General features: G+C 57.9%; 17 protein-coding genes. 9 read left to right on the top strand and 8 right to left on the bottom strand.

Going from position 1 to position 25,065, the window contains the following annotated elements; all coding sequences use genetic code 11:
* A partial coding sequence (locus tag VNM72_10340) for a hypothetical protein (protein HXF05798.1) occupies positions 1-846 on the top strand: 846 nt, incomplete at its 5' end.
* A gap of 131 nt (positions 847-977) precedes the next feature.
* Here VNM72_10340 and VNM72_10335 read toward each other — a convergent pair.
* Positions 978-2,102: a P1 family peptidase gene (locus VNM72_10335; protein ID HXF05797.1), complete on the bottom strand. Its 1,125-nt coding sequence runs from the start codon at positions 2,100-2,102 to the stop codon at positions 978-980.
* A gap of 254 nt (positions 2,103-2,356) precedes the next feature.
* Entirely contained in the window at positions 2,357-4,279 is a 1,923-nt protein-coding gene (locus VNM72_10330; protein ID HXF05796.1) for a hypothetical protein, read from the bottom strand.
* A gap of 204 nt (positions 4,280-4,483) precedes the next feature.
* Here VNM72_10330 and rlmN point away from each other — a divergent pair, with 204 nt between their 5' ends.
* Positions 4,484-5,599, top strand: a complete 1,116-nt coding sequence (gene rlmN, locus VNM72_10325; GenBank protein ID HXF05795.1) for a 23S rRNA (adenine(2503)-C(2))-methyltransferase RlmN — start codon at positions 4,484-4,486, stop codon at positions 5,597-5,599.
* Here rlmN and VNM72_10320 read toward each other — a convergent pair.
* Positions 5,553-6,218 carry an ABC transporter ATP-binding protein gene (locus VNM72_10320; GenBank protein ID HXF05794.1) on the bottom strand — a complete coding sequence of 222 codons (666 nt, stop codon included), beginning with the start codon at positions 6,216-6,218 and terminating at the stop codon, positions 5,553-5,555. The genes rlmN and VNM72_10320 overlap by 47 nt on opposite strands.
* Before the next feature lie 182 nt (positions 6,219-6,400).
* Positions 6,401-7,828: an efflux RND transporter periplasmic adaptor subunit gene (locus VNM72_10315; protein ID HXF05793.1), complete on the bottom strand. Its 1,428-nt coding sequence runs from the start codon at positions 7,826-7,828 to the stop codon at positions 6,401-6,403.
* 419 nt (positions 7,829-8,247) lie between these two features.
* Between VNM72_10315 and VNM72_10310 the strand changes: the two genes are divergently transcribed.
* From VNM72_10310 to VNM72_10300, 3 genes are all read left to right on the top strand, one after another.
* A complete protein-coding gene (locus VNM72_10310; protein ID HXF05792.1) occupies positions 8,248-9,531 on the top strand; it encodes a hypothetical protein in 1,284 nt (427 codons plus the stop codon).
* Between the two features lie 243 nt (positions 9,532-9,774).
* Positions 9,775-10,278 (top strand): hypothetical protein, encoded by a 504-nt coding sequence (locus tag VNM72_10305; protein ID HXF05791.1) that lies wholly within the window; start codon positions 9,775-9,777, stop codon positions 10,276-10,278.
* 95 nt (positions 10,279-10,373) lie between these two features.
* Entirely contained in the window at positions 10,374-13,481 is a 3,108-nt protein-coding gene (locus VNM72_10300; protein ID HXF05790.1) for a M36 family metallopeptidase, read from the top strand.
* A 259-nt stretch (positions 13,482-13,740) separates the two neighbouring features.
* Here VNM72_10300 and VNM72_10295 read toward each other — a convergent pair whose 3' ends face one another.
* The 4 genes from VNM72_10295 to VNM72_10280 all read right to left on the bottom strand — a co-directional run bounded on the left by VNM72_10295 (position 13,741) and on the right by VNM72_10280 (position 18,635).
* Positions 13,741-15,276: an APC family permease gene (locus tag VNM72_10295; protein ID HXF05789.1), complete on the bottom strand. Its 1,536-nt coding sequence runs from the start codon at positions 15,274-15,276 to the stop codon at positions 13,741-13,743.
* Positions 15,277-15,300: 24 nt separating this feature from the next.
* Positions 15,301-15,498, bottom strand: a complete 198-nt coding sequence (locus VNM72_10290) for a hypothetical protein (protein HXF05788.1) — start codon at positions 15,496-15,498, stop codon at positions 15,301-15,303.
* Between the two features lie 7 nt (positions 15,499-15,505).
* The gene (locus tag VNM72_10285; GenBank protein HXF05787.1) at positions 15,506-16,582 is read right to left on the bottom strand and encodes an energy transducer TonB; all 1,077 of its coding nucleotides are present in this window, start codon (positions 16,580-16,582) and stop codon (positions 15,506-15,508) included.
* A gap of 994 nt (positions 16,583-17,576) precedes the next feature.
* On the bottom strand, positions 17,577-18,635 hold the full coding sequence (locus VNM72_10280; protein ID HXF05786.1) for a hypothetical protein: 1,059 nt from the start codon (positions 18,633-18,635) through the stop codon (positions 17,577-17,579).
* Between the two features lie 746 nt (positions 18,636-19,381).
* Here VNM72_10280 and VNM72_10275 point away from each other — a divergent pair.
* The 4 genes from VNM72_10275 to VNM72_10260 all read left to right on the top strand — a co-directional run bounded on the left by VNM72_10275 (position 19,382) and on the right by VNM72_10260 (position 25,005).
* A complete protein-coding gene (locus tag VNM72_10275) occupies positions 19,382-20,368 on the top strand; it encodes a DUF1259 domain-containing protein (protein ID HXF05785.1) in 987 nt (328 codons plus the stop codon).
* Positions 20,369-20,410: 42 nt separating this feature from the next.
* Positions 20,411-21,238 carry an alpha/beta fold hydrolase gene (locus tag VNM72_10270; protein ID HXF05784.1) on the top strand — a complete coding sequence of 276 codons (828 nt, stop codon included), beginning with the start codon at positions 20,411-20,413 and terminating at the stop codon, positions 21,236-21,238.
* Positions 21,239-21,679: 441 nt separating this feature from the next.
* Positions 21,680-22,885: a peptidyl-alpha-hydroxyglycine alpha-amidating lyase family protein gene (locus VNM72_10265; protein ID HXF05783.1), complete on the top strand. Its 1,206-nt coding sequence runs from the start codon at positions 21,680-21,682 to the stop codon at positions 22,883-22,885.
* Positions 22,886-22,887: 2 nt separating this feature from the next.
* On the top strand, positions 22,888-25,005 hold the full coding sequence (locus VNM72_10260) for a pyrroloquinoline quinone-dependent dehydrogenase (protein ID HXF05782.1): 2,118 nt from the start codon (positions 22,888-22,890) through the stop codon (positions 25,003-25,005).
* Positions 25,006-25,065 lie beyond the last annotated feature (60 nt).

The following is a 25,065-nucleotide window of genomic DNA, read 5'->3' as shown; positions in this document are numbered from 1 at the left end:
ACCGGAGTGGATTTCACCTACGTCAATACGGTCAATCTCCAGCGCACGCGCGACTATAATCTCCCGCTCCCCATCATTCGGGCTAACGATCTCAGCCGCCGGGAATTTTTCGGTTTGCGCTCGCGGGCACAATCCCGACCGATTCCCAGCCTGGGCAGCATCTGGGTGCGGGAATCAACGGCCCATTCACTTTATCGGGGATTTACCTTCCGCGCCGGACTTCGCCGCTCGCGGATTCAGTTGCAGGGTTTCTACACGCTGTCGTGGAACTACTCGGATGACGACAACGAGCACAGCGCCACGGGCCAGGAAGACACGGTCAATGTCTACAACCTGAGGCCGGAATTCCACTTCGCGCGATTGGATGCGCGTCATCTCTTCTCTTTCTTCTCGGTGGTCAGCCTCCCTTGGGGATTCGAGGTGTCGAGCATCGTGCGGGCTCAGTCGGCCAGGCCGCTCAATCCGCAAACCGGCAGCGACACCAATGAGGACTTCGCCAACAATGATCGGCCGATGGCGGCTCCGGGCGTGATGATGAAACGCAACTCTTTCCGCAACCGCGCTGTCAGCACGGTGGATTTGCGGATTCTCAAGGCCTTTACGCTCTGGAGTGAGACGTCGCGGATCCAGTTCTCGGTAGAGCTGTTCAACCTTTTCAACGCTGACAATATCACCTTCGGCTCGCAGCAGCAGATCTACGGTCTCGGCATTGATCCGGCGACGGGGAATCCCGCACCCGTGGATACGCGGTTCCGTCGGCTGCGATTTCCTGATGGGACGCTGGACACCAATAATAATCCGGGAACGCCCTTCCAGGCACAGGTGGGCATTCGCTTCATCTTCTGATCGGACTTCTTCGGGACTTCAGTCTAGGGGCGAGTGAATGCATTTCGGCGACACGGGTCGAGGCGGACCTCGCTTCGCCCTGTCGCCGATCACCAAGATGCGCCCGGCTCACGGGAACTCTCACCCCGCGTTCAATCACGGCGCGGGAGGACATTGTAACGCCGGAGAATATCCACCGTTTGCTCCAGAGGCAGAGCCTCGATGGTCCGTCCGTCCCGTCCCTTCATTGTTGTCGCCCGAAAGAGTGAGTTGTAGACGGCTTCCTCCGTCGCCTCGATAACGGCCAGAAACAAGGGTGACATTGCATCGTTTGTCACTGTTCGGGGAGATCGTTCTCGTCCCGCCTCTCCACTGCGGATGCGGACGGACTCGGCGGTGCTGAAGGCAATGATGTAATCGCCGCTGCCGTTGGCCATGACGGATCCGGTTCGCGCCAGACCGAGAATGGCCCGCGCGGCCAGCCTCCGCAGTTGGCGAGCGTCGAGCGGAGCATCGGTGGCAACGACGACGATCACCGAGCCCCCTTCCTGATCCACGCTCCCATCGGGTGACTGGTGGGAGCGACCTTCTAGCTGCTCGCGCAAGTAGTAGCGGCCCAACTCACGACCAACGGGTGCTCCCTGAATCGTCAGGATTCCTCCGAAGTTCGTCTGCACCAGTACACCCACTGTGTAGCCCCCGAGATTTTGAGGCAGCACACGCGAGGCCGTCCCAATTCCCCCTTTGAAGCCGAATGCCACTGTCCCTGTTCCGGCTCCCACCGACCCCTCTTCGACAGGCCCGGGCCGAGCTTCGGTGAGAGCCCGAAAAACATCCTCCCGTGTCACATGTCGCCCACGAATATCGTTGAGGTACCCATCGTTGGTTTCGGCCACGACGGGATTGACCGATCGCACGTCTTCATTGCCCGGAAGCGAGAGCATATACTGAACCAGCGCATCGGCCACCTGTGGCACACTGAGCGTATTGGTGAGGAGGATGGGCGTCTCGATCTCTCCAAGCTCGTTCACCTGAGTTGATCCCATGAGCTTCCCGAATCCGTTACCGACGAAGATCGCCGCCGGAACCTTCTCGCGGAAGAGATTGCCTCCATGAGGAAGAATTGCCGTCACACCCGTGCGGATCTGATCGCCTCGAATGATCGTCGCATGTCCCACCTTCACTCCGGCTACATCGGTGATGGCATTTAGAGGTCCGGGGGACAGGATTCCCGGGTTGAGGCCGAGATCTCTCGCGCGCGGCCTTTTTTCTTGCATGGTTCCACCTCCGGGAAGGGGGTTGTTGCGAAGTTCCTGGCTGAGGGATCCGCCCGCATATGATCCTCTCTCACTTTCTGGGTTTTGTGCCTGTGGGCTCCCCGTTATCAGTCCACCGAAAACGAGTGCTGCGACAGTCATTGCTACTCCTCTCAAGATCATCACGCCAGTCATGGTTTTCCCTCCCCAAATAGCAGGAGCGGCGCGGGCTTTCCGGCCTGCGCATTCGTCGCAGACTTGAAAAGTCTGCGCTATTATCCGGAAATGACCTCCAGAGGTATGGCGATGATATTGTTCCCCTCAAGCGATTCAGCGGCGCCGCCGGTCGTGTCGAGCACGATGCCCAGGAAGTACGTCCCGGGCGGGAGATCGCCAGGAATCACCACCGGCACCTGAAAGAAAACTGTCTCACCCGGACGAAGTTCACGGGTCACGACCGACGCCAGGGGCGGACTGACCGAGAGGCGATAATTACGATTGGCCAGGCGAACTTCATGAACGGCACCGGACGCCGGACGATCCCCTTGATTGATGATGGTGAAGCCGAGCAGGGCTTCGCTTCCTCTTCGGACGGATGTCGAAGGAAGGCGAAGATCGTCGAGAGCAAGATCAGGCCCATTCACCGCCGGGTGAAATCGAAGATGAAACCGGAGCAAGCTCTCCCGCGAATCGGTTGCCGACCTGGCCACCTCGATATAATAGGTCTGGCCGGATCTCACATTGAACGAGAGCTGGGATTCGGTGAACCAGCCGAGTGAGGTGAGCGAAGCATTATCATTGCAGGAGATTTCGATCATCCGCCCGCACGACCCTTGATAGACGCCAATGACCGTATCGTAGGTGCTCCCATAGGTGTCAACAGTCACCGTTCCATTGAGGGGAGCGTCGAACCGATACCATACGTTCTGGCCCCGGCCGAGGAAGCAGGAATTTGGCGGATCGTCCGGTGAGGGAGTGGCGGAGGCGACGCTCACCACATCGGTGAACTCGCTTTCTCGCACCTCTCGCGCCTGGCTACAGGAATCGTTCCCCGCCGGCGTGGCGACTGAGTTGAGGATAATATTAACGCCCTCAATGACTGCTCCGGAAACGACCGTTAGCTCCACCTTTGAGGCGGGATCATCATGATCGGATTCCTCAGAGCCGCTGAAAAACTCCGGGGGGCCGAGAAGAACAAGGGGCGGCGAGAATGGGCCGACGTTTGATCCGCTTCTAAAGACGGGATGAATGCGTTCGACTTCAACCGTATACCGGCCGGGCGGCAGCGCGACAAGCTCAAAGAATCCGGGCAACTCGGTGGCATCGGTCGCGTAGCGATAGCCGGTGACGGTTGAAAACGCCACCTCCTTCGGGGCATCCACCCGTCGGGCTATGACATTGACGCCCAATGCGCCGGCCTGCCCGCCCAACATGAGTACACGACCGCGGATCGTCCCTAGCAGTGCGCGCCGTGGTCCCGGATAGAGCGATGACACGGCGGCACGATCATCGGCATGAAGCGTCACTTGCTCGATCGTCGTCAGCACCGGAAGCATCGTGGGCACAGAGACGTCGTTGGTCGGATCAGCGTCGAAGGCATCATCGAGGTTCAGTTGCGTATGGTCGAGGCCAATGTAGTGACCGAACTCATGGATGAACACCGCGCGGAATAGCTCCAAGGGAATGTCCGTCGGATCCGGTCTGCCGTCAATGAAGGCTCCGTTGAGAACGGCCATCGCGCCCTGGATTCGGTCCCCTGACGCCAGGCGCGGTCCGGCAAAACCGAGAACCCGATGACGCGCCCCCTGGCCAAAGACAGCATCGGTAATGCTCCCATCCGCATCGAAGATCACCGGGCTGACGGTTGCCGGGAGCGCGTTGAGGATCTGAAGATAGTTGGCCGCCGTCACATCCGCTTCGAGCTGACCCGCCTGAGCAAACGTGATGGCAGCCGTATCCACTTCGCTCCATACGCTGAAGAGAGCGCCAACCAGAGCGACCGCCTGTTCGTTATCCAGTTTCCCCAACGGTCCCTGGTCGGGCGTAAAAGGCACGGGACGGTTCGTATCCCACACGGCAGGGCGTCCGAAGATCGGGCCGCCTGCGCGTGTACCCGGGGTCAAAGAGAAATACCCCCCGATGATCATTCCCCAGAGTGCCAAAGAGATCGCCGATGATGCTCGGATTCGTGTTGTCACGACAAGCATAATGGCAGAACTTTCGTGCGTCAGGCAAGAGGTTCAGCCGATGAACGAAAGCTTCCCTCCACCGGGTCGAACCGATGGATCGGAAGTCATGGCGCTTGGCCAGCCGCTGCATTGTCGGCGTTGTGCTGTCCACCCATCCGGGAGGATTGGTATACTAACAGTTTGAGCTTTGGTGTCGGTAACGATTGATTTGCAATGGCAACACAACGACTGATGGGAAAAACCGCAGCGGAGCTGGCGGAGATCTTTCGTCGGTACGACGCCCCCGACTATCGGCATCGGCAGGTGTTTCATGCGCTTTACCGACGGCGAGTGACTACCATTGAGGCGATGACGGATATACCGCTTCGTCTGCGGGAGGAGCTGGCGAGAGATTTCGTCATCACCGACGTGGAGGTGAGCCAAACCTTCGAGTCCTCCGACGGAACGCGGCGCTATCTGCTTCGACTGGCCGACGCGACATTCATCGAGACAGTGTGGATTCCGGAAGATTATGCGGACACGATCTGCATTTCAACGCAGGCGGGTTGTCCCATCGCCTGCACCTTTTGTATGACCGGGAGGCTTGGACTACGACGCCAGCTCGATGCGGGGGAGATCGTCTCACAGGTCGCCCTGGTCCTCAATGACCGTTATGGAGTCGGTGGAAGTCCCGCGCGCGGAACCAACATCGTGCTGATGGGAATGGGCGAGCCGCTGCTCAACTATGAGAACGTCATCCGGGCAGTTCAACTGTTATGTGATCCGCGAGGGTTCAACATCTCCGAGCGACGGATCACGCTCTCCACCGTCGGCGTCGTGCCACGCATTCGCGATCTTGCCCGCGAACCGGTTCGACCGGAGCTGGCGATCTCGCTGTCTGCCCCAACGGATGAACTCCGGAATCAGCTCATCCCTCTGAATCGGCGGTGGCCGCTTGGCCAGCTCATGGAGGTCTGCCGTCAGTATCCCCTGCGCCGAAACGAGTGGATTTCATTCGAATATGTCATGCTTGACGGAATCAATGATCGCGACGAGCAGGCACGACAGCTCGTGAGCCTTCTTCGGGGTCTGCGTGCAAAGGTCAATTTAATTCCCCACAATCCTGCCCCTGAGCTTGCTTATCGGAGCTCCCCGATGGATCGAATCTTACGCTTTCAGTCGCTCCTGCGCGAGGGGGGACTACTCACCTTTATTCGTCAGCCCCGGGGCCGAGATATTGATGCCGCTTGTGGTCAGCTCGCCGCCCGACGGCCTCCCACTTCCCCGGCCGGCGGAGAAGAAACTACCGGAACTCCTCCCGCTCAATGCGACCGTCGCGAATATGAATGATGCGACGCGCGTGAGCGGCCACTTCAGGTTCATGAGTGACGATGATGATCGTGTTGCCCTGTTCGTGAAGCCGGTCGAAAATGGCCATGATCTCGGCTCCGGTTTTCGAGTCGAGGGCACCAGTTGGCTCATCTGCCAGCAAAATCGAGGGATTATTGACCAAAGCGCGAGCGATAGCGACTCGCTGTCGCTGACCGCCGGAAAGCTCATTGGGCCGGTGATGCATCCGCTGGGCAAGATCAACGATTTCCAGGGCACGTCGGGCCCGCTCGATGCGTTCTCGCGGCGGCACTCCGGCATAGATCAGCGGCAGCTCGACATTGTGCAGGGCCGTCGCGCGCGGCAGCAGGTTGAAAAGCTGGAAGACGAACCCAATCTCTCGGTTCCGAATGTAGGCCAGCTCATCGTCATCCATCTCGCTCACGAGCCGACCGTTGAGCCAGTAACGCCCTGCCGTGGGGGTATCGAGACAGCCGATGATGTTCATCAGGGTGGATTTCCCCGAGCCTGACGGACCGATGATGGCTACATAGTCATTCTTCTGAATGGTCAGGTCAATGCCCCGAAGAGCGTGCAGTTCCTCCTGTCCCATTTTGTACGTGCGCCAGACATTCTCCATCCGGATGAGTCCGTCCACGAGCGGACGACGCGCGATCTCGCGGTCAAGTCGTTCTTCGACTGTCTGTGTGAGCACCGGGTTTGCCATTCGGACCTCCTGCAGCAGGATGAGTCGGTCGCCTCGTCGAGCAGTTGGGCGGAGGCCTCCGCCCGCGTTCCGAAGATGCGACGACCTGCTCCGGCTTATTTCCCACCGGAGACATATTCCTTCCTGACGAGGGCGTTATTCTTGAGCGTGCGCAGTTCGCGATAGGGGCCGACGATGACTTCCATGCCCTCCTCAAGGCCACTGATGATTTCCACGTCCATCTCACCAGCGATGCCCGTTTCCACCGGAGTGAAGATAGCCTGATTGCCCCGAACGATGAAGACACCCGTCACCGTTTTCTTCCCCGAAGGATTGGCGGCTTGATTTTGTTTCGATCCTGGGTTCTCGGGCTCTCGTTCCACTAGCGCCGACTGCGGAACAGCGATCACGTTCTCCCGTACATCGGTCGTAACCGTGGCGGTGGCAGACATGCCGGGTCGGAGCCGATCGCGAATGTCCTGAGCGAGATTGACCAGCCGGATCACTACCTTGAAATCCTTCGCCTCCTGGCCCGTTCCCGACGCCACCGCCAGCTCCTGCCCCGGTCGTGGGATGGGGGCACGCCCGACTTCCGAGACAACACCTTCAAGCTCATAGTCGCTCAAGGCATCCACCTTGACCTTGGCTTTCTGACCCGGCTTAACTCCGGTGATGTCCGTCTCATCTACCTGAACCTCGACGTTGATCTCCGACATATCGGCGATAGTAAGCAAGGGAGTTGTTTGAAAGCTGGCGAGAACGAACTGTCCCGGACGCACCGGCAGGCTGGCAATAACACCATCAATGGGAGCTTTCTGTTCGGTCTTTTGCAGCCGGTCGAGAGCGCTCCTGTAGTTTGCCCTGAGCTGACGAATGCGGGCATCGGCCGTTCGCGCCTGAGCTTCGGCCTGACGGACACGAATTTGCGCGTCACGCAGTTGAACCTCCAGTTGTGTAACCCTTTGCTGTTGCGCCTGAACGAGGGCTTGCGCCGCTCGATAATTGGACTGTACGCGCTCGAAGGTGGAACGCGAGGCAATTCCTTCTTCAAGTAGTTTCACATGCCGCTTATACTCCTCTTCGGCAAAGGCCAGATCCGACTTCGCTCGCTCGAGGTCGTATCGGGCTGCCGCCAGTGATGCCTGCACGTTGAGCACGTTGTTGCGGGCAGCGTCAATCTGGACGAGAGCATTTTGATAATCGGCCTGAGCAGCTTGAATCTGAGCGGAGCTGCTCTCGACTTCCGAGGAGATTTGCGTGGGATCAATTTTGAGTAACGGGGTCCCCGCTTTGACGATGTCTCCTTCCTTCACGTAAATCTCAATCACGCGACCGGGGACTTCCGCCGTGAGATTGAAGAAATTACGGGGGCGAATCTCGCCGTTGGCCGTGACCTTGGCCTCCAGCACCGGTCTCCGGGTGATCTTCTCCACCTGAACCAGAGGCAGGTCCTGGCCCTGCCGCCGAAGACTGACGCCGACAACGACGCTGATGATGATGATCACAAGCAGCGCAATCAGTCCCTTCTTTCGACCTGATTTCATATTTTTTCTCGTGCGTGGTGGCGATTCTGCCGCCGGATCTCCTTACGATTGATGTGCGGCAAATGTTTCACAAATTGAGAATGCTACTCATTGATCCTCCACCTGTCAAACCGGCCGAGGAAAACTCTTTGCTTCATCAGTCCACGAAGGGTCAGGCGTGCCCCCCGACCGGTGCCGGCGATCCCTCGGATCCTCCCCTAGCGGTTCCCGGGCTGCCGCCCGCACGGGAAGGAAAATCCCCAGTCCGGGCTGGATTGTCCTTGACGCTGGCCCGGCAGATATGTATAAAGGAGGCGTCCTTTGCCTTCCCTTCTGGTTAGAGAAGGGCTTGGACGAGCAGAAAGACGAGGAAGGCATGTATGAATTCCTCGATCACCTCCGCCAGGGCAAATGAGACCAAACTGCTGCAAGGAGGGTCTATGATGCGCAAGATGATTGTCATGGGGATTGTGATCACATTCCCCCTCTTTATGGGAGGTCGCAGCCAAAGCACATCTCACGCCGAGCACGGTCTGAAGGTTTCTCCTGTGTGGAACATCGAGGTCTCTCCCGGCGAGACGTTCGATGACGCTCTGGCCCGCCTGAATGAAGATGTTCCCGGCTTCGGCGGTTTGTTTATGGACGACACGGGACGACTGACGATCTACCTCGTAGGGGGAGAGGAAGAACTTCCCCTGGCGCGGACACGCCTGTTGCCCAAGCTTTTTCGCGGCGATCAAAGGATCGCTCGTGACATCCCTCTCCGTGTACTCCCTGCTCAATTCAGCTTTGCGGAACTGAAGACCTGGTCCGACCGGCTTGTCGGGCCCGTGCTTTCCCTTCCGGGAACAATCCTGACCGATATAGACGAAGCCAGCAACCGACTTCGTATCGGCGTGGAGAATAGCGAAGCAGCCCGACGAGTGGAAGAAGAGTTGGTTCGCCTGGGCATTCCTTCCGAAGCAGTCATCGTTGAAGAGATGGAGCCCATCTTTCTCCTGGCGACGCTCAGGGATCGTGTGCGCCCCCTTCAGGGCGGGTTGCAGATCAACTTTCCGGGCTTCCTCTGCACTTACGGGTTCAACGCCACTCGCGCGGGCATAGCCGGGTTTGTTACCAATTCCCACTGCACGAGCACTCAAGGAGGTGTAGAGAATACCCCCTACTGGCAGCCACTCCAAAATGGTGACACCTTCATCGGGACCGAGACGGTTGATCCTGTCTATACGCGAACGAAGTGCCCCCGGACGCTGCGAGGTCGTGTCTGCCGATACAGTGACAGCGCCTTTGCCCGACTCGCAACAACGGAGTTCAGTCGCGGATTTATCGAACAGACATCGGGCATTGGCTCGCTGACTATCGTTGGCAGCTTTCGCATCATCAGCGAATCCTCTGGCCTCACCGGTCAAACGATCAATAAGGTCGGACGCACAACCGGTTGGACACAAGGGTCCCAGACAAATACTTGCGTCAATGTGAGCGTCTCGGGAACCAATATCGTTCAGCTCTGCCAGAATGTCGTGCAGGCATCTTCGGTTATCGTCGGACCGGGCGACAGTGGATCGCCTGCCTTTCGCATCCAGAGCGGGAACGATGTCGCGCTGGTGGGTATTCTCTGGGGTGGGAATCAGTCCGGCACGTTGTTTATCTACAGCCCGATCTCTAATATCCAGCGCTCGGATGAACTGGGTTCGCTCACGACATGCGCGTCGGGCTCCTGCTGAGATACCCGTTAGCTCATCATTTACATCCTACAAGGGGCGAGTGATCAACACTTATGCTGATCGGTCGCCCCCTCTGGCGAGGATGATGTCATGCTCGCTGTGCGCTCTGCTGCAAAGGCAGGGAGTTCGAGCGGCCCTGCAACAGTCCCTCGCTTGATGTCGTACCTGCTTGCCGTGGTGATGGGGGTTGAAGTCATTACACTCGGGTCCCGAGCCCTTTCCGCCATACTTGCGTGCTTCGACATGTGGAGTCAAAAAAATCCCCCTCAATCCTCCAGGCGAGAGAAAACTTTCGATGATCTCCTGTTGGAGGTCGCTCGCCGCGTTCCGTCCTTTGGAGGGATGTACAGCGATGCGGAAGGACATCTTTTTGTCTATCTTCTCGACCCCGACGCACGCGCCGAAGCGGAAGCCGCGATCGTCAGCGTCTTTGGTCGCGAAACCATTCCGGTGGAGGGAATTCGCGTCGTTCGAGGACAGTACCGATTTCTCGATTTGAAGGCCTGGCACGACCGCTTGACTGCAATCCTGCTGGACACGCCGGGAGTTGTCCTGACCGACGTGGATGAAGCGCGGAACCGGGTACTCATCGGGACAATGACGGGAGATCCACCCGCCCGATTGGACGCCATACTGAAGAAGCACGCGATCCCTCGTGAGGCAATTATTGTTGAGAAAGTTGAACCGATCGGCCCGCTTCGCCGGGGACGGCCGGTGAAAAGGCCTCGGAATATTGCGTCGGGCTAACCGGAGTCGTCTCCGTTCGGTTTGCCGGAAATCGAGCCTGTATAACCCATCCTGATGTAAGACTAGGCCGAGTATTCACAAAGGAGGGAGACCCAATGAGGTGTAAACCCAAAGTCATCGTCATCGCGCTCACACTCACCGCCCTTGTGTCTGGATCACAGCCGAATCATGGTCGTCCCCCGGCAAGGCAATTCGCTGCGGTGGGGAAAAAGGCGTGGGCAGCTCCGCTACAAAATTATGACATTCGACTTGGTGTGGCGGCATCGGTGCGCGGCCGGCCAACGGCGGCTCAACGTGCAGCCGCAGAGCGGTTCCAGAGGCAAATTGGCCAGCCGGTGGAGATTCGGTTTGATCCCTGGATGGGTGGTGTGCGACACCTCTTCAGTCTGACGACATTTCTCAGCCGGCCAAGTAGTGAGCCACCCGCCAGCATCGCACGACGGTTCCTCTCGGAGAACGCTGACCTCTTTGGGTTGGATACCGAGGCGATTGACCGTCTTCGCCTTGTGCGAAATTACCTGACCGAACATAACGGAGTCCGGCACCTGGCGTTTCAACAGGTCAAGGACGGAATCGAGGTCTTTCAGAGCGATCTTCGGGTGCACCTTATGCCGGACGGGCAGATCATCTCCGTGAGTGGACACTACGATCCCGACGTGGAAGCTGAGCTTGAACCCCGCCTTGCCCCTGAAGACGCTGTACGCCGTGCTGTGATGGAGTCCTTCCCCGACGTTCCCTTCGTTCCTCTCATCAAGACGCGCGAGTTAACGCCCGCACGACGTACCGTGTTTCACCGGGGCGACTTCGCCGACGATGTGACGGTTCAACTGACAATCTTTCCTGATCCCGTCAGAGACCGCCTCGGCTGGCGGATCCGACTTCATCTTCCTGAGCGAGATGCCTGGTATGATCTCATCCTTGATGCTCACACAGGCGAACTCCTCTACCGATTCAATCTCTATGTCTTCGAGCAGGAACCCCGGGGATTGATTTTCGCCATTAATCCCGATGTCGGTCCACAGATGCTCGTCGCCTTTCGGGGCGACCCTCAAGCGTCACCCGCCGGCTGGCTCGCTCCTCCGCCGAACGTGCGCTTGGTGGGGAACAATGCGATTGTTCTGCCCTCTCCTTTGAGCAACGATCTGCAATTCGCCTTCCCCTTCCGGAACCTCTACGAACTGCGGGGAGCGAAAACTTTTGACCTGGACCGGAAAACCTTGCGCTTTGCGCCAAACGGAAATGGATATGATTTCGCCCAGGTCCCATTTAGCTTCGACACTGACCTGGGGACGAACATCACGGCCAATCTGAGCAATCGGGATGAAGGATCGGCTTTCTTGTCGCTTCCTTTCTCGTTTCCATTCTTTGGAAGGACCTATACGGCCCTGAGCATCAACGCGAACGGAAATGTTACTTTCCTCGGTCCCAGTTCATCTTCGGTGGAGTCCGTCGAAGGTCTTGCCTTCGGCCTGCCCCGGATCGCGGCATTGTGGGATGATCTCGATTTCGGCCAAATGGGCAGTCTCCATCTCAAACTTGTCAGCTCGAATCCGCCAAAAGCTATCATCACCTGGAATGCCGTGCCTGAATTCAGCACAACCAACAGTAACACTGTACAACTCACCCTGACGGCCGACGGCACCATCGAAATCAGCTTCAACGGGGTAACGGCCACCGACGGTTTGGTGGGTCTTTCCCCGGGTCTTGGCAATAGCCCCGTGCGGCACGTAGATTTCAGCGAAACGCCATCGCTCAAGGGATCCGACGAGAGCTTCTTTGAACAGTTCCCCATGGTGGAAGTCGAACCCGCGGCAACAAATCTTTTCTACCATCTCAATTTCGCCCACGACTATTTCTATCGGCTGGGATTCGACGAAGCGGCGGGAAACTTTCAAATGGATAATTTCGGTCGGGGAGGACTCGGTGGCGATCCGGTGATCGGTTACGCGCAGGCGACGGGATTTGACAATGCCAATTTTAGCATTACGGAAGACGGGATTCCTCCGCGCACGCGCTATTTCCTCTGGACAATCCGACGTGTTGATTCAGATTTTGATGCCGATGTCATCTATCACGAGTACGCACATGGGCTCACCACTCGACTTGTGGGGGGACCTCACCTGGTAGCATCTCTGAACACCCTCCAGGGTGGCTCGATGGGTGAGGGCTGGAGCGATGCCTATTCGGCCAGTCTCACCGACGATCCGATCACAGGCGAATACTCAACGGGGAATCGAGCCACAGGCGTGCGCACGGTCGCCTACCATCGCAGCCCCCTCACCTACGGTGACTTTGCCAACCGTTACTCCAGCCAGCGCACCATCAGCGCCCGTGGAGGTTCGGTCGGAATCGGTCGAGTCTTCTGGACGGAGGTTCATCGGGATGGGGAGATCTGGGCGACGGTTCTCTGGGACCTTCGCACAGCGCTTGGCCGTCAGACTTATGAACAGCTCATCACTGATGCGCTGAAGTTGACTCCCCCCTTTCCTTCCATGCTGGAAGCCCGTGATGCGATTCTGTTAGCGGACCGGGTGAATAACCGAGGCGCGAACCTCGAGACAATCTGGAGAGTTTTCGCAGCCCGCGGTATGGGTTTCTCGGCGAGATCGTTTGACGGCAACGATACGCTCATTTTTGAGGCTTTCGACATGCCCTCCGATCCGCTGCCCCCGGTGAAACAAGTTCTCTTTACCGACGACATGGAGTCAGCGACGGGTGGATGGACTGTCCTTCCGGAAACGGCGCTCTGGCATCGCTCGAGTCGTCGCAGCGCCAGCGGATCAACCTCTTGGTATTACGGTCAAGAAGCCACGGGCACCTATGATACCGGCGCAGCGAACTTCGGCGCACTGATCTCACCGCCAATTGCCCTTCCGTCGCTTTCGGGAACAAGTGCATTGGTTCTTGAGTTCGACCACTTCCTGAGGCGGAACACCGCTCTTGGTCTCCCCTTCGATTGCGGCTTCGTGAGGATCGTGGACACAACCACCGGCACGGTGAAGCAAAAAGGTATCGCGGCTAATAACACACCAACGGTGCCGCCCTTTACAGAAGCATCCTTTGAGCACCGCGAGATCAACATCTCGGAATTTGCCGGGCGAACGATCCAGGTCCAGTTCTATTTCGACACAATTGATCGGTTCTCGAATACTGCCGAAGGCTGGTACATTGATAATGTCCGGATCACGCTTCGGGCTCGGTGACGCATCATGTAGGTACCAAGCACCAAATAGAGGCCGCGCCCAAATCGTATATGGGTGATCGCCGGAGTCGGTCACAACACTCTATGGCTTGAGCAAAGACTGATGCGACAACATAACCCTCCCACCGAGCCCGGTGACAGGTGGGTGACTGAGAAGTTGATCATTTAGGTCACGTGGGCTCAACAGGCCTTCCTTGTTCGGAATTCGAGCACACCAAGATGAGGTTTCGACCGACCCTGTGGAGCCGCAGCTCGAATTCTCATCTTCTCCTCTTCACCCTCCGGCTTCGTTCGGCGTTGAACCATTCCAGGAGGTCCCACTCCTCAGCCTCCTCGAGAAGGCGCATATGTTCGGCCTCCCAATCCCGGGGAAGGCTGCCGAAAATCGGTCGCCTCTGACCTCGACGATAGATCACGTAGCAGGCGATCCAGAGGACTATCCATAAGGGGCCTGCGATCCGAGCGATGTCGTGCGTCCAGAGCACGAGAGCCACCATACCTGCCGTACCCAGGACGCCGAGGATCCCGGGGATGGGGAGCGTCGCACCTTTCACGCGCACATTGAAGGGAACCCGGTAGGGTCGCGGAATATGGGGTTCTCGGATCCGAAGAGCCAGAAGGGCCAAACAGCTCAGGAAATAGGCCAGCATCGCTCCAAATGCGTACATGTTCGCCATCGTCTCCATGGCTTTGCGACCGCTGAGGAAGGCAAAGAGAGCCTCGACCATGGCGATTGCCGAAAAGAAAAGGATCGTGCGCGTGGGCGTCTGAAATCGAGGATGCACATGAGCTAACCGCTCTCCAATCAGTCCCAGCTCGGCCATACTGAAAGCCAATCGGCTTGCTCCCATGACCCCTGTATTTGCCGAGATCAAAACTATCGTCGCCGCCAAAACAGCCGCGATGGGGCCAGCGAGGAACCCGACAAGCGGAAGCTTGCTCGCCAGGAGCGCGACCGGATCCCCTTCACGCGCCGCCAGCTCCGACCAGGGGAGAACACCGAGGGCAACCGTTGGGAAGGCAAGAGCGAAAAGGAGCACTACCCCTATCAGTGTGAGCGATGTTCGGGGGATTACCGTGCCGGGACGAATCGTCTCCTGGGCAGCTTGAGAGACTGATTCCAGACCGACGTACGAAATCACAGCGATCGAGACGCCATAGAGCAAATCACGCGGTGGGGGGAATGCTTCCCTCCACTGATCGGCGAGGAGTTCCGGTCTCCAGGCGAAGGTGAAACCGAGAACGATGATGCTGGTCTCCATGATGAGGTCCAGCGCTCCAAGGATTTCGTTGAAGAGCGAGGACTCGCGGATGCCCTTGATATTGAGCACGGCCAGGAACGCGATCAGTCCGATCGTCTCCGCTAACCAAATGAGATTGACATCAGAGAAGGGGCCAAGGGAGATTGCGAATTCGCGGAAGCGAGGGAAGAAGAAGTTGATATATCCGGCTGAAGCCATGGCGAAGAGGGCAACGTCTATGGTGTAGTCGAGCGCCAGGGCAGCGCCCGCAACTAAGCCCCAGAAATCTCCCAGTCCGCGTAAGGTAAAATAGTGACCACCTCCGGCGGACGGGTATGCGGCTGCCAGCTCTGTGTACGCCAAGCCGACCATTACATAGACGATGCCGGCGATAGCGAAGGCTAGCGGCGTAGCTCCTTGCGCTGCCGCCATGACGAGACCAAGGGCGACATAGACGTCAGCTCCAACGTCTGCATATCCCCATGTGAACGAGCCCCACAGCGTGACCTCACGTCGGAGCCTTGGCCGTTGAGACAACACCGGCAAGTCATTCATCGTCCCTCCCTTCTTGAGAATGCTTCATCGCTCCTCCTCTTGATCATCCAGGCCAATATCGAAGGCGACGATGAGCAAAAAGAGACAAAGGGCACCCGTCGCCAGACCGTAGAGGAGGAGGAAATCGCCGCTTCTGACGAGGACATAGAGGATAACGCCCACGACGAGCAACGAGAGGACACCCCAGGAACTCAACCGCTGGTGACGTTCTGGCTCAGGCATTAGGCTCTCACAGAAGATTGAACTCGACGTGGATCGTTCCTCGCCAATCCACCGGATTTCCGCGGGCATCGCGCGCGGGAATGAAGCGGATCCTCAAGGCAGCCTCGATGGCCTTCTCGTCGAGGCCATAGCCTAAGCCACGAACGATGCGGACATTCTTGATCCTCCCATCAGCAGCGAAGGTGGCGCTCAAGACGACGACTCCCTGGATTCGATTTCGGCGAGCTTCCTCTGTCCACTCCGGCCTGGGTTTGAAGGTGATGATCGGACGGCTGGCGATGTCCCCGCCACCGATTCGGGGCTCGCCTCCACCTGTATTCCACCCTTCCCCCGGGCCATATCCGACACCTCGGCCGGGACCGACGCCACCTCCTTGACCGGTCCCTATGCCGCCACCCGATCCCGGCCCTGATGAGGGAACAGATGAACGGCTCGTTGGATCTCCAAGCGGGAGACTGAGATCGAGTTTCGGGAGAAGTTCCGGTTGCGCCATGATCGTGGGCAAGACGGGAAGAGAAGGCTGTTTGATCTCGGGCAGGTGTGGACTTGGAGCAACAATGGGCGGTTTCAGTTCGGCTTTCGGGAGCCGTCCGAAAGAGGGAGGACGCGGCTCTCTCCGCCCTCCTCCTCCACCTCCTCCGGCGCGTTCCTTCTGCCGAGGGGCATAAAGCCGTGGTGACGTCAAAGGCTCGACAAACGTGATGGGGGACTTGGCTATTGTCGAAGGTTCCAACGGAGACGGGATGGGTCGTGACGCGAATCTCTCCAGGGACACAATCGCGACGACACTCGTCACGTAAAGAAGACAACTGACGAGAAGGACGCGTTTCCGTCTATGATCGGGCTCCTCGCTACTCAGCAGGAACCGGAGGTAGTTCCGCGGATCAGCTCGAAATTCCCGCCAGTGATCGCGGAAACCATATCCGAACCTTTTCCACAGAGGCTCGGATTCCGCACCAAAGAGGGCCTGAAGAAACCCTCTTGGGTCTTCACGAAAATCTCGCCAACTCTCTCGAAGCGCTCGAAGGAGTCGAACTCCGAGAGATTCCGACTCAAGCGTCTCGAAAAGTCGAGCGCGTTCCATAGTACGCCCTCCCGTTTCAAAACCAGCAGGGAGTCGTAGACCTCTGCTGGTAATCTACGCAGTTATGGGATGAATGGCAGTTGGGGTACGGCTAGGAGATAACGACGGGAGGGCTTCTCTCGCTCCAAACGTGTGGGAGAAACAGCCGGTACAGGGGTTGAATCTCGGCCTCGGCGGACGAGAACCTCACCGGCAGAGGAGCAAGTGAGTGCGTGGCGCTCCCATGACCAAAGGGCGCTCGGAGGGATCCGGCGGTGAGATCATTTACCTTTGGAATGAGGGCGAGTTGGTCCCCCTCAACAGGTACCGCCGAAAAGAAAATGATCTGGGTCGGTTGAACGTTCGAAGAGAGCCCCGCTGGCCGGACCGAGGAAGGCGCTCCCTCCAGTGGGCCACCCAGGGTAAAACGCAGCATGAAGACCCCGGCGATGACCACCAGGCGGAAGGGTCTTCGCCATGTCTGCACGCTCAACACGAACAGGAGTATATCACCACCTCCCAGGCGGAGCAATAAGAATCTCTTTCGTGGAAGCTGTCGTAGGCGGGCCGTCTTATGGTTGCGCTACAAGGCGAATGGAGTAGACCACACCGGAACAAGGGGTTCCCTTTCCATCAGACAGGAGCTTTCCAACCTGCTTGTAATGACATGGAACGGCAGGAGGCATCTTTCGCGCCTTTTTCTAACCCAAACTGGCAAAACTATTCAGAGGGGCCCCCGATCCTTTCCTGACATTCGGGGGAGAATACAGCCGGTTTTAGCTTTCAGCCGTCTTGCCTCCCGGAATGTAATGCGTCTCGTTTGAGTACGTCGGCGGGATCATCATTCGGACGAGCCACGACACAAGCCAATCCCTTCGATTCGAGTGATCCGCAGATGGAGGGTGGATCACTCGCGTTGCCCGTGGAGATTAATCTTCCGACGCGCGAACGGCCTTTTCAACTGGCCATCAGGACCCCACGTTCGTTCGCTCGGACAAGCAAAGCGGCAAGGGGGTTACTTCAAAATCGCCTTCACAACCTCAGTGCGTGTCTTCCCGGCCGTCCTCACGCTCTTCACGAAATAGAGGAAGCCGTCACGCCCCACGGCGCGGAGAAGCCCCATGTTCTCCGCCGGAATCGTGCGGACCATTCCATCCCAGGAAACCACATAGATCGTATAACTGGACGGTCGGTAATATGCCGCCGCTTGCTGCTCCCCCTGTCCTACCATCCGCCTCTGCCACTGATCGCCCATTGTCACTTGAGAGAGAACGAACCGGTCAGGATCGAACGAGGAAAAATAGTCGAGTGTGGCGGCCGCCGGCTCCCCTCGCGTTACCGCAGATTCACCATGACTTTTGACCGAGGTGATGATGAAACTCTTCGCCCCGAGTTTCTGCCCGCTGTGCGAGAACCGGTGAAGAAGGACGCCGGCACTCGCTGGATCGAGCAGGAAGATCCCCCTACCCGTCACCGCCAGCCGGCGATTATTCCGCGAGAGGGATCGCCCTGCCCCGCTGAGCTCTGTCTCCCCAATCTGCGCAAGAACCTGACCGCTGCTGCTGAGCCGATAGATCGCCTCATGAACGCCGGAACTTGCCGGAGAATCAGCCGATTTGAAGCCGAGCAGGAATATCTCTCCGTTCTCCCCTGGCTCGACCTTCTCCCCGGTTACGCCCGACACCTCGAAGGACCGAAGCAGTTTCCCCTTGGGACTCAGGACAAGAACGCGCGTCATCACAGCCGAGGGCTGTGGATCCATCGCCACACCCGCTGCAATCAGCTCTCCACCCGGCGCAACGCGGAAGTCGGCAAACCTCCTTAAGCCGTAATCCTCGGCGCCGATTCGGAACACGCGCCGACCGTCAGGCTGAAGTTTCACGATCTCCTCGAAGGAACCGAAATAAAGGGCTCCAGTGCGATCCACCTCCAGGTTGTGGAGACGGAAGTCCTCATCCAGCATCTTCCGCTCCAGCACGGTGATTCGCTCCTGAGCCAGAAGCACCTGCCCTCCGAACCCGAAGCAAACGAGGAGATACGCAGCAAAGCGTTTCCAGATCCCTTGCCTCTTCATATTCCCCTCCTACTTTGTTTCAAAGCTCCTTTGGCACCGGTTTGCTGGTAATGATCGGTCCTACTTCACAGTGAATCGCCCAGCCTGCCTCCCTCCAGAGCTGGATCGCCTGATTCGGACAATAGAGCACTCCACAAAGAGCCAGATTCTGCCAGCATCGGTAGGAACCAAAAGGAATCGTACTGCAAAAGACATTCTCGCACAAGAACTCCGCAAACGTTCCGCCCGTCGGACAGCACAGTGTATCCACGGCATAGATCGTGTAGAAGTAAGGCCAGCGGCAGTCACCTTGCGGTGGGGAAGTCGAGAACCAAGCCAACACGGGAAGCGGCCCTCGTGTGAACGGCGGGAGGATTAATGCCACCAAGATCAGCAAGGCACCGATTGTCGGAACACTTCCTCGGGCGCTAGATCGCCAAGCGGTACTCATCTTAATGACCCTCCTTGCTGGTGATCTATCGCTGGCATTATACTGTCTGTCCGTCTGTCTGTCTGTCAAGCCCTTTTCGGTAGGCCGTGCGCGCGGAGTAAGGGTGTCCGGGTGTCTCCCCCCTTTCGCACGCAGGTAGCATCATGGCGAGGGATCATACGGTGAGGGGGCTTTGAGACTTGGTGGCGATTTGTTTTTCCGACTGATGCAACAAAATTGTCTGTCGCCGAAGGCCAATAAGAGCGGATCCAGGAGCAACAGGCAGAGAGACAACTGTGTTTGGGGATCTACATGACTTCAAAGGAGGAGAAAGGGTATGGCTGTCGGTCCTATCAATCGTCGTCGCTTCCTTGGCCTAATCATGGCGGGAGCTGCATCGAGGGCCGTGTCCTCTCAAAGAGTCGAGGCAATGACTGGCCCTTCCCAAAGAAGAGGTCGGACGCCCCCCTTGTCGCCTGCGGAGATAGCTTCCGTTGAGGAAGCTTTGGGGAAAAAGGGGCGATATGTTGAGGAGGAAGCGGTCTACACCATTGCGCTTCCCCGAAATGATCTTGTGGTCCGCATCAAAGGGGAGGACCTGCCCATTCCTTTTGGTTTCGCTGGATGGGTATCCATCAAGAAAACCCTCGATGGGCGACGGGCTATTTTGATGAGCGATACCGTGCTGCGCGAGGAAGAGGTCAATCCCTTGATTTCGTCAGCTCAGGAGCAAGGGCTTGAGGTGAGCGCCCTTCACAATCATTTCTTCTATGAAGAGCCGCGTATCTTCTATCTGCATCTGCACGGGATGGGATCGGTTGGTGAGCTGGCCCGTAGGTATGCGACTGCGATCAAAGCGACCCCGCTCTTTCCGGGCAACCAACCCACCCCCTACCCACCGCAGCGCCTGGCAAACGAAATCTTCGATCTGGTCGCTCTTGACCGAATCGTTGGCTTCCGGGGAGTCGTCAACGGACCGACATATAAATACACTGCGGGGAGGGCTGATCTTACAGTTCGGGCCATGGGAGCTGAGATCACGACGACAATGGGATTGAACTCATGGGCGACGCTAGCAGGCGAGCCAGAGCGTGCTCACATTGCCGGTGATATTGCCATGCTGGAGCCTGAAGTGAATGCCGTGATTCGGACGCTGCGGCGGCACAATCTGGAAATCGTTGCGCTCCACCACCACATGCTCGAAGAGATGCCGCGCATCATCTTCCTGCATTACTACGGGCGTGGGCCTGTTGAAGCGCTTGTCGCCGGATTTCGGGCGGCGCTCATTGAGTTAGGCAGGCATAAAGGTCACCGCAGGTCGTGACCTGATGTAAGGTCGAATTACTACCAGGAAGCATTGGAATCTATGCCTCACTGCCGAGTCAACGGAGCCACTCTCTATTACGAGGAGCACGGCACGGGCCCGGAGACGCTCGTCTTCGCACATGGGCTACTGCTAAGCGGACGGATGTTTGAAGCCCAGGTACAGGCTCTCCGGGAGGAGTATCGCTGCATCACGTTCGACTTTCGCGGTCAGGGTTGGAGCGAGGTTACAGCGTCGGGCTACGACATGGACACACTGACCGAAGATGCAGCCGCACTCGTGCGCGAACTCGATGCTGCCCCCTGTCACTTCATCGGGCTCTCAATGGGCGGGTTCGTCGGGATGCGTCTGGCCATACGATATCCGGAATTAATCCGGTCACTCATCTTGCTCAACACTTCGGCCGATCCCGAACCGAGGGAGAATATTCGGCGTTACCGAATGTTGAACGTCATTGCGCTGTTGTTCGGATTTGGTCTCGTTGCTCCCACGGTGATGCCGATTCTCTTCGGTCAGAAATTCCTCACCGATCCCGCGCGCACCCCGGAGCAGGAACTATGGCGAGAGCGCCTGTTGAAGAACAACCGGCGTGGTATCTTCCGCGCCGTCAAGGGGGTCATATCTCGTCAGGGCATCGCCGATCAGTTGCCTAGGATCAGAGTGCCCACATTGATTCTGGCTGGAGAACAAGATGTTGCGACGCCACCGATGAAGTCACAAGAGATTCACGAACGAATTATGGGGTCACAACTCGTCGTCATTCCCGGTGCCGGGCACAGTTCGCCCATCGAAGAACCCGAGGCCGTGACCAAAGCGATCAAAGATTTTCTACGGCGAGACCTCCCGGCATCAGCGGTGTCGTCCCGTTAATGACTCAGGGGCGCCATGCTCGCCCACGTAGCCATTGAACAATGCCTGAAGCTGGTGCCAGCCACAGGAGGCCTTGCCTTGAGCAGGGCTCTTGTGGCATTCTCCCCCTTCCTGTGAGGTGGTACGAAATTATCGGTGAGGCGTGAGCCCGTGGCGACGCCGCAGATGCATAGCCTGATCGTCTCAAGGGGTCACTGGCATTTTGCCCTCCCCTGCCATCCCGGCAGGCCATCCGGAGATGATGTTTGTAGGGGACCGACAAATCTCCGGTATAGGGAACCCGGTATGAGACGAGGTTGAGGAGAGATCGCTAGGAACTTTTTCCACCACGCTGCTTGGGTGGAGAATTCGCAGGCACGCGGACTAGCTCACGCGTCGCTGATGCCAGGGAGAGCGACAATCATGAGCGCCACCTGTCAAAGAACAATCGCGCCTTTTCTGATGAGTCTACTCGTCGCGGGGGTCCCCGTGACTCAACCCGCGGTGGAACCCATCAACGACCGCCCGAATCCTTATCGCGTCGTCGAGAATTGGGCGCGGCTGCCTGAAGGTCGCGTTTGGGGAGCAACAAGCGCCGTTGACATTGATCCGGATGGGGTCTCCGTCTGGGTGGCGGAACGTTGCGGGGCGAATTCATGCGCCGGTTCCGACCTGCCTGTTGTACTGAAGTTCGATCCCTCTGGCCGACTGGTCCGAAGTTTCGGGGCCGGCATGTTCATTTTCCCTCATGGCATTCATGTTGATCGGGAGGGGAATGTGTGGGTCACCGATGCACGCGCGGCGACGGCTCAAGAGATCCAGAGATTTCCCCAGGCTAGAGGCAAAGGACATCAAGTGATCAAGTTCAGCCCCGAAGGCAAGGTCCTGCTGACGCTCGGCCGCGCCGGAGTGGCCGGCGATCCCCCGGAGGCTCTCAATGAGCCGTGCGATGTCGTGACCGCCCCCAACGGTGACATATTCGTTGCCGATGGACACAGCGGACAAAATCCCAATGCACCGCCTCATGCGATTTCTCGAATCGTCAAGTTCTCCAAAGACGGTAAGTTCCTTAAAGCCTGGGGGAAGCTCGGCTCTGGACCGGGCGAGTTTAAGACGCCTCATGGACTGGCCATGGATTCACGAGGACGGTTGTTCGTCGCCGATCGGGGAAACAATCGCATTCAGATTTTTGACCAGGAAGGGCGATTTCTCGCCGAGTGGAAGCAGTTCGGCCGTCCAAGCGGATTGTACATTGACAAAAACGACATCCTGTACGTGGCCGACTCCGAATCAAATGCTCGTGTCAATCCCGGATGGAAGCGCGGCATTCGGATCGGAAGCGCCCGCGACGGCACCGTCACGGCTTTCATTCCCGATCCAGTGATCAATCCCGATGCCCTGGCCACAAGTGGGGCTGAAGGCGTTGCTGCAGATACCCGGGGGAATGTCTATGGGGCTGAGGTCGGCCCTCGAGGGTTGAAGAAATATGCGAAAAATCCCGCTTCATCCGAGTCACCAATGGAAACCGGGATAACAGCGAAGAAATTGCCCACATGGCAGATGGGAAGGTTCGCATTTCTTCTTTCGCACACTAGAAGGACTGCCCTACTTCTCCTGCAGACTGGAAAGTCTGCGCTAGTTCGAAAGTCTGCAGTATTGTGGAGGTAACAATGAGGAAAAGAACACGGTGGTACGTGGTCCTATGTCCCATAATGGTGGTGGCACTTATGCGACTGCCGGCTGGAGGATCGCCGCCCACGCAAACTCCGGTGAGGAATCCGGTGTCGGAGGGAACCCGAAACGGTCAATGGCCAACCTACACCGGAGATCTTCGAGGCTGGCGCTACGCACCGCTTGATCAGATTAACGCGAGCAACTTCAACAAACTGGAGATCGCCTGGCGGTTCAAAACAGACAATCTGGGCACGCGGCCTGAATACAAACTGGAAGGAACGCCGCTCATGGTCAACGGTGTTCTTTACGCGACGGCTGGGACCCGCCGTGCTGTGATTGCGCTCGATGCCGGAACAGGCGAGTTGCTGTGGGTTCATAGCGAACGCGAAGGGGCACGTGGTGCGGCAGCACCCCGTCAGTTATCCGGTCGAGGTCTGGCCTACTGGAGCGATGGAAAAGAAGAGCGAATCTTTTACGTCACCCCCGGCTATCGCTTGATTGCCCTGGATGCCAAAACCGGTCAGCGGATCCGCAGCTTCGGAACCGATGGTGTGGTGGATCTCAAGCTGGAACTGGATTATGAGATTCAACCCGATCTGACCACCGGGGAGATCGGGTGGCAAGCCGCTCCCGTTGTTGCGGGTGATGTCATCCTCATCGGCTCAGCGTTCCGCGAAGGCATGACGCCGCGCTCCTACAGGAATAACAAGGGCTGCGTTCGCGCCTATGATGCACGCACGGGCAAGCGGCTATGGATCTTTCATACCATCCCTCGTCCGGGCGAATTTGGCAACGACACCTGGCTCAACGACTCGTGGAAGTACACGGGCAACACGGGCGTATGGACCCAGATGACGGTGGATGAGGAACTCGGTCTGGCTTACCTTCCGGTGGAATCCCCGACGAGTGATTTTTACGGTGGACACCGACCGGGTAATAACCTTTTTGCCGAAAGCCTCGTCTGCGTTGACCTGAAAACGGGAAAGCGTAAATGGCATTTCCAGATCGTGCATCACCCGCTGTGGGATCATGATCTGCCTGCAGCACCAATTCTGGCGGATGTTGTGGTTGAGGGGAAACCTCGTAAGGTGGTAGCTTTGCCGACCAAGCAAGCTTTCCTTTTTGTCTTCGATCGTGTGACCGGCGAACCGATCTGGCCGATCATCGAGCGGCCGGTGGAAAAAGGCGATGTTCCGGGCGAATGGTACTCTCCGACGCAACCGATCCCCACGCGCCCACCGGCTTATGCTCGCAACGGGATTTCGGTTGATGATTTGATTGACTTCACTCCGGAATTGCGAGCGGAAGCATTGAAGATTGTCTCCAAATACAAACTGGGACCCATTTACACGCCGCCGGTCGTGAGCAAGATGGAAGGGCCGCTGGCGACGCTCACTGTGGCAACGGCTGCCGGGGGAACCAACTGGCCCGGAGGAGCTTACGATCCGGAAACGCATATTGTGTACCTGTTTGCATGCAATGCGTGTATTACGCCGATTGGTCTTGTTCCCCCGCCCGAGGGCTATTCCGACCTCAGATACGTCGCGGGCATCGCGGGAGAACCTTTCCGCGTGAGGACGGGACCCGGTGAGTACGCCGGTGCGGATGCGCCGCCACCCCCCCAGCGTCCGGCGGGAGGAGGCGGGGGCCTGAGCGTTCAAGGTCTGCCGCTTCTTAAACCGCCCTATGGCACGCTCACTGCCATCAATCTTGACACGGGTGAGATCGTTTGGCAGGTCCCCCATGGCGAAACACCCGATGTCGTGCGGAATCATCCGGCACTGAAAGGACTCGACATTCCACGCACAGGACAGGCGGTTTATACCATTGGACCATTGGTGACAAAGACGCTGGTTATTGCCGGTGATGGACAGTTCACCACGACGCCCACGAGACCGCGCGGCGCGATGCTGCGAGCCTATGACAAGCTGACGGGCAAGGAGGTGGGTGCTATCTATATGCCCGCCCCTCAAAGTGGCTCTCCCATGACGTATATGCACAACGGCAAGCAGTACATCGTTGTTGCTATCAGCGGAGGTTCCTACTCAGGCGAATATATCGCCTTTCGGCTCCCGGATGCGGAGACCCGACCGACAGCGACTGCCAGACGATGAGACAAAGAGACCGAAAAGTGTTGAGACTCATCCTCCAGACGGGCCTGATTCTGCCACTGG

It is taken from the genome of Blastocatellia bacterium, assembly GCA_035573895.1.
In the GTDB taxonomy this organism is placed as follows: domain Bacteria; phylum Acidobacteriota; class Blastocatellia; order HR10; family HR10; genus DATLZR01.
Note: the sequence above shows the minus strand (reverse complement) of the source record. Positions and strands in the feature narration are given on the sequence as shown.